The sequence below is a fragment of the Agarivorans sp. MS3-6 genome, from assembly GCF_054112545.1.
In genome coordinates this window covers 1580677-1594234 of record NZ_CM134202.1, presented here as the reverse complement: position 1 = coordinate 1594234, position 13558 = coordinate 1580677, and the positions used below count along the sequence as shown (strand labels likewise).

Here is a 13558-nt window from a genome sequence, read left to right as displayed (position 1 = left end):
AGGCCTGCTCTGCAGGCCTTATTAGCTTATTAGTAGCCGTTGAGGCGGTCGAAATATTCAGGTAAGAACAGAGAAATTTGTGGGATATAAGTAATCAGTATTAGGAAGAACAATAGTAGACTTAGCCAAGGTAAGCACGCCTTAATGACCCAACCCATACTTTTTCCGGTAATCCCTGCGGTAACGAATAAATTTAGGCCTACCGGTGGGGTAAGCATCCCTATCTCCATGTTCACTACCATGATGATCCCTAAATGGATTGGGTCAATTCCTAATTGGGTTGCGATTGGAAATAAGATCGGAGCCATGATTAGCAAGATGGCAGAAGGCTCCATGAAGTTACCCGCAATTAGCAGCAAAATATTTACCACGATTAAAAAAGCCCAAGGCTGCAGTCCATACGCCACGATAGATTCAGCAATCATATGCGGGATCCGCTCAGTGGTGAGTACATGAGCAAACAACATAGCGTTGGCAATAATGAACAACAGCATAATGCTGACTTTTGCTGCGTCTTTTAATACATGGCGAACCTCTTCGTTGGTGACTGACTTTATGATGCTGATTGGAAACAAGGCCAAGTTACGGGCGACGGCGGCCCCGTTACTTTCTCCGGGGTTTTTCCAAGCTTGGTCCTTAATCGGTCCTATATCTCGATAGCCATATACCGATACAAGAAAGGCATAGACCGCAGCCACAGAAGCCGCTTCAGTCGGGCTAGCGATACCGCCATAGATAGAACCCAATACAATCACAATTAGCATTAAGCCGCCGGTGGCTTTAAGGGCTGATATTCCCCACTGGCGACAACCAGGATAGGGTTGAGCAGGTAAATTTTTGATTCTTGCCACCACGTAGATAGCAATCATTAAGATACTGCCCATCATAATGCCTGGTATAAACCCCGCCATGAACATGCGTGAAGCCGATACTTCTGTAGCGGCCGCATACACCAGCATAACAATGGAGGGTGGAATTAAAATACCTAAGGTACCCGCATTGGCGATCACGCCTGCTGCCAATGACTCGGGGTAGCCCGAGCGCACCATGCCTGCAATGACAATGGAGCCAATCGCGGCTACAGTGGCTGGGCTAGACCCGGAGACAGCGGCGAATAACATACACGCTAATACAGATGCCATGGCGAGGCCTCCGCGAATATGTCCAACACTGTCCATGGCAAAGTTAATCAGCCGTTGCGCCACCCCACCTGTAGATAGAAAGGCTGACGATAGAATAAAAAATGGAATGGCTAACAAGGTGTAGTGCTCAGAGGTGGCTTCAAACAGTTTTAATGCCACTGACGCCAAAGAGTCATTAGAAAACAACAGTATAGTAGTGATACTTGCGAGCCCTAAGGCAATCGCAATGGGCATACCAATCAGCATGCATACAAATAAAAGCAGAAATAAAGTGAAGGTAGTCATGGTCAAATCCTTTGCCGCTAATGCTTATTGTTTTTTTATTTCGTCAGCTAAGAGCATGCTGTCTTTAGCTTCGTCTGCGAGATGGAAACCATCTTGTTGGTCAGTAATTACCTTCCAAGCCACTTCTAAAAATCTAATGACTAGTAAAACAAAGCCGATAAATAGAACACTCATGGTCTTCCATTTTTCAATCGGTAAGTCTTCCATTTCAATACCAATCATGTGTAGCTTGCTTAAGTACACCCAAGACCCATACATAAATAAGCCGCAGTAAAATAAACATAGTGCTAAAGCGATCAAGGTCAGTAGCTTACGTTGTGCTGGAGGGAGTATTCGCACAAAGGCATCAACACCAATATGGGCGCCTTCACGCACGCCCCAGCTTGCTCCGAGTAGCACTAACCATGCTGAACTATATAGTGTGACTTCTTGGACCCAGTGGATCCCCGTATTAAAGACAAAGCGCATAATCACTTCTATAAAAACCAGTAGGGTCATCGCGACCAGTAGAAAGGCAATGAAATTTTCTTCAAAGCGCCGAAACCAATTAACAAACTTCATGTGATGTCCTTATTCGCATTTTTTGTTTGGCTACAAAGAGAGTGCAGAGCGAGGGGTCTCTGCACAAAGCCTATGCTTATTGGTTGGCGGCAACTGCCGCGGCAATGGTGTCTTTGCCTATTTCATCTTCAAACTGTTGCCAGACGGGTTTCATTGCTTCTACCCATTGTTGACGTTGCTCAGCTGTCAAAGAGATAACTTCAGAGCGATTCGATGCCATGATATTGGCTTTATCCTTGTCTGCTTTTTCTGCCGCGATTTGATTACCGTGGGCAACGGCTTCGTTTAAAGCCAATTGCAGCTCGGCACGAATATCTTCAGGTAAGCCATACCAAAACTCAGCGGAAGTCACAATTAAGTAATCAAGTACGCCGTGATTTGATTCGGTAATGCTGGCTTGCACCTCAAAGAATTTTTTAGAATAGATGTTTGACCACGTATTTTCTTGGCCGTCGATAGCGCGAGTTTGCAGCAGCGTAAATACCTCTGAGAAGGGTTTTTTAAGTGGCACCGCATCCACAGCTTCAAATTGAGCGGCTAATACGTCTGAAGACATAATGCGGAACTTTTTGCCTTTGGCATCGGCAGGCGTATATAAAGGCTCGTTGGCCGACAGTTGCTTCATGCCGTTATGTAAATAACCTAAGCCAATTAGGCCTTTACTCTCTAATGACGATAATAACTCTTGACCAGCACTGCTTGCTTGAAAACGTTCAACTGATGCCATGTCTTTAAACAAAAACGGTAGATCGAAGATTTGCAGTTTTTTAGTATATTTTTTGAATTTAGATAATGAAGGTGAAATAAGCTCCACATCCCCTAACAATAAAGCCTCTAATTCTTTACCGTCACCGTACAACTGAGAATTAGGGTAGACTTTCACTTCCACTTTTCCAGGTAAGCGCTGTTCAACTAAGTCTCTAAATTTAAGTGCCATCTGTCCTTTAGGCGTGTTTTCGGCGACCACATGGGAAAATTTCAGTTCAATTGGAGCGGCGTTTACTACGCTGGCTAAAGCGATACTCAATGCTGTCAGCGTGCTTGCTAATAATTTCATTTTTATCATCCTTGTGTAGGGTTGGTTGCTTACTTCGCTAGGCTTATTAGCAAGCTACGAGCCAACACTAAGATCGGATTTTAAGTGTTTGAAGAATATGAATAATATTGACTTTCATGGTGGGCTGAAATTGCCATTATCAGCAATCATGGGGGGAGTTCCCCCCACCGCTTAGGCACGAATGGGGGGAACTCCACCCCTTAGCGTTGTTAATGGTTTTTATAGTCACCTTTATCGAGTTGGTATTTTTTCATTTTCTCATAAAGGGTTTTACGGCCAATGTGCAGTTCTTCTTGGACCGCTTTTAGGTGACCTTTGTGGCGATGCAGTGCGTCTTGCAATAAGGTCCGCTCAAAGCGAAAAAGTTGCTCCGCCAAGTTTAAGCTTTGCTGGTCATTTTGCGCTTCGTTAAAAGCCGCGTCTTCCCCCATTAGTACCCAACGCTCGGCCAGATTACGCAATTCTCGTACATTGCCTGGCCAGTTGTGTTGCACCAGCTCTGATAAGCGCTGCTGACTGATCTCCGGGCTATTTAGTTGGTAACGGGCGGCTGCTACCCGTAAGAAGTTTTCAAGTAATAAAGGGATGTCTTCACAGCGCTCGCGTAGTGCAGGTATATAGACCTCTACGACATTGAGGCGATAATAAAGATCGCTGCGAAACTCACCTTGCTCACCTAAATGCTTTAAATCACTTTTGGTGGCGGCAATCACCCGTAAATTGAGTGGGATTACTTGGTTGCTTCCCAGCGGTTCAACACTGCGTTCCTCTAGTACCCGCAAAAGCTTTATTTGCAAGGCCATCGGCATGCTTTCAATTTCATCTAGGAAGAGAGTACCATTATTGGCAAAGGCTATTTTGCCAACTCGCTTTTTCTGCGCGCCGGTAAAAGCACCGACTTCATGGCCAAACAACTCGCTTTCAATCATGGTTTCGGGGACAGCCCCGCAGTTAATTGCTACAAAAGGATGCTTAGCTCGTACGCTATGGTCATGTAAAAAACGCGCAACCAATTCTTTACCGGTTCCTGTTTCACCGTTAATTAAGACATCAGCGGGGGTATCTTTGATATGACTGAGAATTTTGCGGAGGCGGGCAACAGCGGGTGTTGAACCTAATATGCGAGGGCCGGGACCACTTTGCGCGTCTAACTCTGCTTTCAATTCACGGTTTTCAATGGTCAGCCGCCGTTTATCTAAGGCGCGTTGCAATACATCTAATAAGTGGCTAGTAGAGAACGGTTTCTCCAGAAAGTCATAAGCGCCATCACGTATCGCTTTAATCGCCATCGAAATGTCCCCATGACCGGTCAGTAAGATGATCGGTAAGTCGGCGTCAATTTGGTGAGCTTGCTGCATCATTTCTAAGCCACCTAAACCGGGCATATTAATGTCTGAAATGATGACTCCTGGCCAATTCTCCTTGAGTTGCGTTAAGGCTTGTTCGGCATTGTCAAAGGCTAAACAGGTATAATCTTCTAACTCGAGTGTTTGGCCTAGCGATCGAAGGATGTCTGGATCATCGTCAATGATGATTACGGGTGCTTTCACTATTCCCCCTGTGGCTTAATAGAAGACTTAAAACATTGAGGTACTTGCGCTTGTAATTTAATGACAAATTCTGGGCCAGTATCAACCAAATTGCTGACTGTGAGTTGACCGTCAAAGGATTCGACTAAACGCTTTGATATTGCCATGCCTAGTCCGAGTCCTTGTTTCTTGGTGGTGAAAAAGGGCTCAAAAATTCTTGTTAGTTGCTCTTCGCTTAACTGGGCGCCATTATCCCAAATGGCAATGCATTGCCAGTTGTTATCTTTGTATTGGCGAATCCCCAAGATGGGACTATCTACCAGCTCTAAAGCATCAATGGCGTTGTTAATTAAATTTATTAGCACTTGCTCAAGCTGAATAGCATCAGCCTTGACCCACTGTTCATCAAGCCCACTGAATTCTATTTTTATATTGTTGAGTACAATGCGGTTGGCCAAAATTGACAACGCCGCGTTAATCGATGTGGAACTGGATACAGCACTGGTTTGCCCGGAGGATTTTCGAGAGAAAATTTTAAACTTAGCGATCATTTTGCTCATCATCGTAGTGAGCTTTACGATGTCTTGAAGGTTACTCGTGACCTGTTCATATTGCTGTTTATGCTGGAAGCGTAAGGCATTTTCAGCGTAACTTTGCATTGCTGTGAGCGGCTGATTTAGCTCGTGATTGATACCCGCAGAGAGCTCGCCTAAGGTGGCTAGTTTGGCGGCTTGAACTAATTCATCTTCGGTTTTTTTTAGTGTGTTTGCAGTACGCTGGTAGTCGTCAATGGCCTGCTGAAGTTGCTGGTTAGTGGTGGTGAGTTGGGCTGTGCGTTGCTCAACCCTAATTTCTAACTGCTGGTTTATCTCAGTTTGTAAGCGGCGCCCAGCTTGTAACTGACGCCAATATGAATAGAGCAAAATAAGCCCGAAATAAAGCAATGAGCTTAACAACAATGCTTCGCCAATTTCTCGAGTGTAACCTCTGTCTTTAGATAAGGCGTAGAGACGCCAACCAGCTGTAGGCAGAACTCTACTCGTACTGATGTAATCTGACCTTTTACCATTATAGTCGGGTAAATTGATGCTTGATTCTTGTAAGTTCTCTGCAATGTTAGGTAAAAGGTAATCGCCGTATTGACGCGAATTAATTAGTTGTTGTCGCAGTGAATCAGCCAGTGGCTTAATACTGTTATATAACCAATGAGCTTGAGAGGCATAAAACACGACACCGTGTTTATCGGTTAACAAATATTCAAAGTTAGGATCGCGCCAGCTTTTATCGATAATGTTAAGTGCGACTTTAACCACTAAAACCCCAATAACAGCATTCTGTTTGAAGACCGGGGCTGAAAAGTAATACCCCCTTACCCCCGAGCGTGAACCTAAAGCGAAGTATTGCGCATATTTCCCCAATATCGCTGTTTGAAAATAAGGCCGGTAACTATAACTACTGCCAACAAAAGAGTGGCTGCTTTGCCAATTACTAGAGGCCAGCGTATTGCCTTCTATATCTAAGAGATAGGTGACATCACTACCTTGTAGTTGATTGACTTGCTGCAAATAAAGGTTGAGCTGGTGGCGTATATCGTTACTCGATACGTGAGTTAATCCGTCTACTAATTGTTGCTGTACCGCTAATACCTTTGGGAAGTTTCGAAATCGGTTTAACTCGTGCTGGATGCTGCGTTGTAAACGCTGACTTTCTTCTAATAGCTGGCGTTGACGCTCTAGTCCTGCCTGATAGTGCGCCACTAAAGCAGCTATCAGCATTAGCGCGAACCAAGCCAATATAATAATGAATTTTTGTCCAAGCGGAATTCTGTTTGTTAGGCGCTGTTCCATAGCTCACTAAGTAGATTGATTGGATATTTCAGCTTAAAAGAAAAATATGCTTTTTGCTGGCTACTTAGTCACATAGTGAAAATGCCGACGCTACTTTTCCTGTTTTGAGTTGCTTATATTCCCTATGGTTATAAAAAAGCCCGTTTTATTCTTTATTGTCGATACCAATGCTTGGGTAGACTAGCGTCAATTGTGATTCTAGGGTGCGATAAAATGCTGTTAAAGGAACTTTCGTCATTGGCTAGCCCATTGTCTGAGCAACAGGTTAACCTGCTGCAACAGGCTACGGCCGAGCTATCGGTAACTCAGTTAGCGTGGGTAAGTGGCTACCTTGCTGGAGTGGGGCAAAATGCAGGGCAAATAGCCCCTCTTACACAAGCACAGCCTGCGGGCAAGCTAACCATTCTGTACGCTTCCCAAACCGGTAACGCCAAAGGTGTAGCTGAAGAGTTGAAAGCGGCGGCGTTGGCTAAGGATATTCATGCTGAGTTGGTAAATGTTTCTGACTATAAAGCCAAGAGTCTTAAAAATGAGACCCACTTACTGATTGTAGCGAGTACTAACGGCGAGGGTGAGCCGCCTGATGATGCTATTGAGTTTCACGAATTTTTAGCGTCGAAAAAAGCGCCCAAACTGGATAACTTGAAATATAGCGTATTGGCGCTTGGTGATTCTAGCTATGAGTTTTTCTGCCAAACGGGTAAAGACTTTGATGAGCGTTTAGCCGCTCTTGGTGCAGAGCGAGTTTGTGAGCGAGTTGATTGTGATGTTGATTACGATAAAGACGCTGACAGCTGGACAGCAAAAGCACTTGAGCAAATACAGCAAACTTTAGCGGCAGAACCAAGTGGTTCTGTGGTTAATCTTCCTGTTCATGCTCCAGCCGCGAGCCAGTTCAATAAGAAAAACCCCTATGCTGCCGAGTTAAGTCTTAGCCAAAAAATAACGGGTAGAGATTCTGCTAAAGATGTTCGCCACGTAGAAATAGACTTAGGTGACTCAGGGCTTCAATACCAAGTGGGTGATGCTCTAGGAGTGTGGTTTGAAAACGATAAGCATTTAGTTAAGCAGATCATAACGCGCCTCGCCTTGAAAGAAGATGAGCGAGTAAGCATTGACGATCAAGAGTTTAGCTTAAGTGAAGCGTTAACAGAAAAGCTTGAAATCACTCAAACAAGTGGTGCATTTGTGGAAGCTTGGGCTAACTGGTCAGCGAGCAAAAAGTTACAAACGGTGGTGGCCGATAAAGACAAACTGCGCGACTATGCAGCTAACCATCAGGTGATTGATGTATTACTTGAAAAGAAAGCTAAAGTCGACGCTCAAGATTTTGTTGATGCTTTACGCAAACTCACACCACGTTTGTACTCTATAGCCTCTGCTCAAGCTGAAGTGGAAGAAGAAGTACATTTAACGGTAGGTGTGGTGAGTTATCAAAAAGGCGATGAGCTGCGTTTAGGTGGGGCTTCTGGTTTCTTAGGTGGGCGTGCTGAAGAAGGTGCTACGGTTAAGGTATTTGTGGAACATAATGATAACTTTCGCTTGCCAAGTGACCCAAATACGCCAGTCATAATGGTTGGCCCTGGAACAGGTATCGCGCCGTTCAGAGCTTTCTTACAACAACGTGATGCCAGCGATGCGACCGGCAAAAACTGGCTGTTGTTTGGAGACCAAACCTTTACTCAAGATTTCTTATATCAAACAGAATGGCAGGCTTATCTAAAGTCGGGTTTATTGACCAAGCTTGATGTGGCTTTTTCACGCGATCAAGCGGAAAAGATCTACGTTCAAGACCGCTTGAAAGAAAATGCAGCTGACGTTTATCAATGGCTAGAAGAAGGCGCGCATCTCTATATTTGCGGTGATGCCAACCGAATGGCTAAAGATGTTCATCAAACCCTGCTAGAGATTATTGCTGAGCAAGGGGCTAAGAGTCCAGAGCAAGCAGAAGAGTATTTGAAACAGTTACGCAGTGCTAAGCGTTACCAAAAGGATGTTTACTAATGAGTTCGGACCTAATTGTTGAAGGCAAGTTGTCGGATAATGAGCGCCTAAAGCGAGAGAGTAACTTACTGCGTGGCACCATAGAAGCTGACTTAAGTGATCGTATTACCGGTGGTTTTACAGCTGATAACTTCCAGTTAATTCGTTTCCATGGTATGTATCAGCAAGATGACCGTGATATTCGTGCCGAGCGTACTAAGCAAAAACTAGAGCCTCTACATAACGTTATGTTACGTGCCCGTATGCCTGGTGGGATTATTCAACCAAAGCAATGGCTCGCTATTGATAAATTTGCTGCAGACCACACTATGTACGGCAGCATTCGCTTAACAACTCGTCAAACTTTTCAGTTTCATGGAGTATTAAAGCCCAACATTAAGTTGATGCACCAAACGCTGAATAGTATTGGCATCGATTCTATCGCGACCGCTGGTGATGTTAATCGGAATGTACTTTGTACGAGCAATCCGGTTGAATCCGAACTGCATCAAGAGGCTTACCAATGGGCGACCAAGATTAGTGAACACCTATTGCCTAAAACTCGCGCCTATGCCGAAATTTGGTTAGATGGTGAAAAGGTTGAAGGTGGTGAAGAAGAGCCGATTTTAGGCTCGAACTACCTACCGCGTAAGTTTAAAACTACAGTGGTTATTCCGCCAAGCAATGATATTGACGTTCATGCGAACGACTTAAACTTTGTAGCGATTGCTAAAGACGGCAAATTGGTAGGCTTTAATGTTTTGGTGGGCGGTGGTCTGGCCATGACTCATGGTGATAAATCTACCTATCCACGTCGTGCTGACGATTTCGGTTTTGTGCCATTAGACAAAACCTTAGAGGTGGCAGCGGCGGTAGTCACAACCCAGCGTGACTGGGGGAACCGAGTTAACCGAAAAAATGCCAAAACCAAGTACACGCTCGATCGCGTAGGTATCGATACCTTTAAGCAAGAAGTAGAGAAACGTGCTGGGATCACCTTTGAAGCTAGCCGACCTTATGAGTTTACCTCGCGGGGTGACCGTATTGGTTGGGTTGAGGGTATCGACGGCAAACATCACCTCACCCTATTTATTGAGAATGGTCGGTTGTTGGATTACCCAGAAAAAGCGCTAAAAACGGGTGTGGCCAACATTGCTGAAATTCACAAGGGTGATTTCCGCATGACCGCTAACCAAAACTTAGTCGTGGCTGGCGTAGCGGCAAAAGACAAAGTCAAGATTGAAAAAATTGCCCGTGAGCATGGACTCATTGACGATGGGCACAGCCCACAACGCTTTAATTCAATGGCCTGTGTGGCATTTCCCACTTGTCCGTTGGCAATGGCAGAAGCAGAACGTTATTTACCAGGTTTGGTCGATGACGTAGAACAGCTACTGGCTAAGCATGATATGAGCAACGAACACATCATTTTACGGGTAACGGGTTGCCCTAACGGCTGTGGCAGGTCTATGTTGGCTGAAGCGGGATTAGTGGGTAAAGGCCCGGGTAAGTACAATCTGTATCTAGGTGGTAACCAAAGCGGAACGCGTATTCCTAAGCTCTATTTAGAGGGCATTGGTGAGCAACAAATTTTGTCAGAATTTGACGGTTTGATTGCCCGCTGGTCGAAGGAACGTGAGCAAGATGAAGCATTTGGTGACTTTGTAATTCGCGTTGGTATCGTCGCTGAAGTCAAAGTAAGCGCTAGGGATTTTCATGACTAGCTTAGATTTGGAGCAGTTACTGCTGCTCCCTGTTGAGTTAAGAAATGCCGAGTTGTCATCGATAAATAGTTCGCTTGAAGAGATGACTGCCCAGCAACGTATTATTTGGGCTTTCGATAACTTGCCTCCACAAGTGGTTCTTACCTCTAGCTTTGGTATTCAAGCGGCGGTGAGTTTGCACATGCTGACGCAGATCAAACCCGATATACCGGTGATATTAACCGACACCGGCTATTTGTTTCCGGAAACATACCGCTTTATCGATGAGCTTACTACGCGGTTAAACTTAAACTTAAAAGTTTATCAGGCGAAGCAATCCAACGCCTGGCAAGAAGCGCGTTTTGGTAAGCTTTGGGAGCAGGGAGTTGAAGGCTTAAAGCAATATAATAGCCTAAACAAGGTTGAGCCTATGCAGCGCGCGTTTAAAGATTTAGGTGTGAAAAGCTGGTTCTCGGGCTTGCGCCGTAGTCAATCGTCAACCCGTGCTGACTTATCAGTATTACAGATTCAAAATGGTGCTTTCAAAATATTACCAATTATTGATTGGACCAATAAGGATGTGCATTACTATTTGAAAGAGCATAACTTGCCTTACCACCCTCTTTGGGATCAAGGTTATGTATCGGTGGGTGATGTGCAAACTTCACAACCGCTGCAGGCTGGTATGAACGAAGAGGATACTCGCTTCTTTGGTCTGAAACGTGAGTGTGGTATTCATGAAGAAGTGGCGGGAAGTGGCATTTAATCGCTTACTGTTTCTATCAAGCGCGGCTCAGGCCGCGTTTTTTGTGGTTACAATGCAAAGGTAGAGCGATAAATCATTCTATTACCCTTCAAAGTAAGTCTGCAGTAGTCGTTCTAAACTTTCTTGGTATGCTGTTATGGGCTGTTTAGTAATAAGCTTTGCCAGCTCATCTCCGATTGGCGTAAAACGATGATAAATCAATTTACATCCTTTATACCGTGGTCGCAGCTGGTAATGGGTAGAACCGTGTACAAGCGGCGTTTCATGGTGCCCTGAGGGGCGGATCTCTAACTCTCGATCAAACAATAAGCCTAATTCAGTGAGCTGTAATATGTGATGATATGGCATTCGATGTTGGCCAAGACTCACTTTGTCGAGTTTTGCTCTTACTAAGCCAAGGCTGCTGGTGGGCCTGACAACACCAGTAATGATTTTATTATTGGCTTCTCCACCAATTATAGAGCTCAGTTCACAAGCGGATTGAAACCATTGGGCTTCTCTTTGCGTCATTAATTTTAGTGTACGTAAGGCTTTTACAGAGTAACTCCCTGGGGTCATTAACTCTTGGCTAAGAATATCAGCCCATAATATCTGCATAGATTTCACTTGGGTATTGCTCGCCAGCGTTAAGAATTCAGTCATCCAATCAGCATCAGGCTCATTGCCGACTTCTTCCTCACTGGTTTTTTGCATTGCAAAATAAATGATTTTTTCCAGATTTTTTTGCTGGGTCGCATGTTCGACTATCGCACGAGCTTGAGCCCGTTGAGACCAGGTTGAACTGGGCTTACTTTGCTGCAGTAATGCGTCTAAGCCGCGTTGCTTTGCTAATTTAGCAAGTTGCACAGAGGTGTTTTCAACTGGGCTACTTTTGTTCTCGATAATTGGTTTGTCAGACATATGATACTCCCTCGCTAGTTCTTTTTACTGAGGATTCGACGATAAAGCAAGTTTGCATTCATTGTTAAAAGTGTTAAATTTAGGTTAACGGTGAAGAAGGGAGGTAGTTGTGTTAAAAAACCTTACCGTATGGACCAAGCGACATAAGGTATTAACCTTACTGATGAGTGTGTATTTACTTAGTTTATTGGTACTAATGACGATGTTTGAATAGGCGTAACGCTAGTTACGCCTATATAATTTAAATGTTCGTTTCAATCAAGTGGATCACTTGGTTGATGTCTTGCTCGTTCAGGGCTCCATCTTTTGCAAACAATACTTGCCCATTAACATCAAGTAAAATGATCGCCGATGATTTCGGCTGTACCTTCCACAAATCAAATAACTTGCCTTTTTTGTCTAATACAAAACTAGCTTGTGGGAAGTCTTTCTTATTTTTCTTTAACTTGTTTTTAACGAAACTAGAGGTGCCAAAAATGGCATCATCTAGGTTAACAATGGTGACGGTTTGATAGGCTGTCTCTGCAAATTTAGCCTGTTTCACTGCTTCAATCATTGGCGCATTCAGTTCTTTTGCACTGCTACGCCCAGCCATCACTTGCAGCAAGCGAACTTTACCGGTGAGTTGTTCGCTGCTCCATTTTTGATAGCTGATGTCGTCTTTATCTAACAGTAATTCACCGGTATTCTCGATGGTGATAGCGGGTAGGCTTGTACCTGGGTTTATGTTTAATGCCATCGCCCAAGCGGGTAGTAGGCCGAGCAACAATAATAGATGTTTCACAGTAGTATCCTTTCGTATTAGCAAGACTATTCAGGTCAGACCTGTCTAATCTTTATAACAAAAAATCAACATCTACTAATAGAGGGCGTCACTAATCATTGCCACATCTGCGAGCAACATCTCTTTTATTAAGCTTGGTGAGCCTGAAACCAAGGTGTGGGCTTGCTGATCAATCATTATCGTAGGCCCTTCAATACCACTTCTCGAGTCAATGGTAAGCCAAGCTGGAGATGCACTGCCTACGCTGCTGGCAGGGTACACCATATAGATAGGGTAATTGGGTGCCAACTCGCTCAACACCACCGCTAGCAGCAGTGCTCGTTCATCGCTATCGGCAAGGTTATCTTTAAGTACACTGATCGGCGGTGAAAAACTAAAGGTATTTTCTTGTTTAATGGGAATGGTGACCAACCATGCCTGCGCTTCTGCTAAAGAACGGTTAAGGTCGGTTTGTTTACTAAACGATTCTACCACGGGAAGTATTCTGGTTCGGTTTTGGTAGAACAATTGCGAGTAGTTAGGCCGTACACACGGGTACTCAGCACCTTGTGGGTGGGCACATGGAAGCAAGCCTAAATGACGAAATGCGTCTTGAGTATATTGCTTATATGCGTCCCAAAGCATTCTGGATGAGGGGCTATCATCGCCATTTTTCAGGGCACTTAGCATGTCATCAATACGTGTATCAGGGTCGGCCACATATTGATTAATCATGGTTATGGCGTGCTCAAGCCTAGGGCTCAAATAAGCACTAATAGCCTGAGAAGGGTAGGTCAGGCTGTAGTTTATTTTAAAGGTTTCGGTTTCTGATTCAGCCAGCAGTTTTTCTGAAAACTGTACATTTAGCTGCTGATAGTTGCCTTGAGTATCAGGCCAATGCCACTCGCCAGAGAAGGACGGCTCTTCAAGGTTGCTGGTATTAGATATTGCTAAGGCATAAGTCGTCGCAAAAACAATACTCAAGCAATAAAGCCAAATAGCTATTAAACGATACATAAACG

Annotated in this window: 11 protein-coding genes; 3 read left to right on the top strand and 8 right to left on the bottom strand. The window is 44.4% G+C overall.

Features of this window, described 5'->3' with window-relative positions:
• Nucleotides 1-29: 29 nt before the first annotated feature.
• From ACVFI8_RS07175 to ACVFI8_RS07155, 5 genes are all read right to left on the bottom strand, one after another.
• Nucleotides 30-1427 carry a TRAP transporter large permease gene (locus tag ACVFI8_RS07175; RefSeq protein WP_457873471.1) on the bottom strand — a complete coding sequence of 466 codons (1398 nt, stop codon included), beginning with the start codon at nucleotides 1425-1427 and terminating at the stop codon, nucleotides 30-32.
• Nucleotides 1428-1451: 24 nt separating this feature from the next.
• Nucleotides 1452-1988: a TRAP transporter small permease gene (locus tag ACVFI8_RS07170; RefSeq protein ID WP_457873470.1), complete on the bottom strand. Its 537-nt coding sequence runs from the start codon at nucleotides 1986-1988 to the stop codon at nucleotides 1452-1454.
• A gap of 76 nt (nucleotides 1989-2064) precedes the next feature.
• On the bottom strand, nucleotides 2065-3045 hold the full coding sequence (locus ACVFI8_RS07165; protein ID WP_248714134.1) for a TRAP transporter substrate-binding protein: 981 nt from the start codon (nucleotides 3043-3045) through the stop codon (nucleotides 2065-2067).
• Between the two features lie 209 nt (nucleotides 3046-3254).
• A complete protein-coding gene (locus ACVFI8_RS07160; protein ID WP_457873469.1) occupies nucleotides 3255-4595 on the bottom strand; it encodes a sigma-54-dependent transcriptional regulator in 1341 nt (446 codons plus the stop codon).
• Complete coding sequence (locus ACVFI8_RS07155; protein ID WP_457873468.1) at nucleotides 4595-6349, bottom strand: sensor histidine kinase; 1755 nt, start codon at nucleotides 6347-6349, stop codon at nucleotides 4595-4597. Before ACVFI8_RS07155 ends, ACVFI8_RS07160 begins: the two co-directional genes overlap by 1 nt.
• Nucleotides 6350-6634: 285 nt before the next feature.
• On the opposite strand from ACVFI8_RS07155, the gene ACVFI8_RS07150 reads away from it, so the two are divergent.
• Genes ACVFI8_RS07150 through ACVFI8_RS07140 form a run of 3 tightly spaced genes read left to right on the top strand, consistent with a single transcriptional unit; the run spans nucleotide 6635 to nucleotide 10873 of the window.
• Nucleotides 6635-8425, top strand: a complete 1791-nt coding sequence (locus tag ACVFI8_RS07150) for an assimilatory sulfite reductase (NADPH) flavoprotein subunit (RefSeq protein ID WP_457873467.1) — start codon at nucleotides 6635-6637, stop codon at nucleotides 8423-8425.
• Complete coding sequence (cysI, locus tag ACVFI8_RS07145) at nucleotides 8425-10128, top strand: assimilatory sulfite reductase (NADPH) hemoprotein subunit (RefSeq protein ID WP_248714137.1); 1704 nt, start codon at nucleotides 8425-8427, stop codon at nucleotides 10126-10128. Before ACVFI8_RS07150 ends, cysI begins: the two co-directional genes overlap by 1 nt.
• Complete coding sequence (locus ACVFI8_RS07140; RefSeq protein WP_248714138.1) at nucleotides 10121-10873, top strand: phosphoadenylyl-sulfate reductase; 753 nt, start codon at nucleotides 10121-10123, stop codon at nucleotides 10871-10873. Before cysI ends, ACVFI8_RS07140 begins: the two co-directional genes overlap by 8 nt.
• An 81-nt stretch (nucleotides 10874-10954) precedes the next feature.
• Here the strand turns inward: ACVFI8_RS07140 and ACVFI8_RS07135 are convergent, their stop codons facing one another.
• The 3 genes from ACVFI8_RS07135 to ACVFI8_RS07125 form a co-directional block, all read right to left on the bottom strand.
• Complete coding sequence (locus tag ACVFI8_RS07135; protein ID WP_248714139.1) at nucleotides 10955-11773, bottom strand: TIGR03899 family protein; 819 nt, start codon at nucleotides 11771-11773, stop codon at nucleotides 10955-10957.
• Nucleotides 11774-12014: 241 nt separating this feature from the next.
• Entirely contained in the window at nucleotides 12015-12557 is a 543-nt protein-coding gene (locus ACVFI8_RS07130) for a YtfJ family protein (protein WP_248714140.1), read from the bottom strand.
• Between the two features lie 75 nt (nucleotides 12558-12632).
• The gene (locus ACVFI8_RS07125; RefSeq protein WP_457873466.1) at nucleotides 12633-13553 is read right to left on the bottom strand and encodes a hypothetical protein; all 921 of its coding nucleotides are present in this window, start codon (nucleotides 13551-13553) and stop codon (nucleotides 12633-12635) included.
• Between the last annotated feature and the right edge of the window lie 5 nt (nucleotides 13554-13558).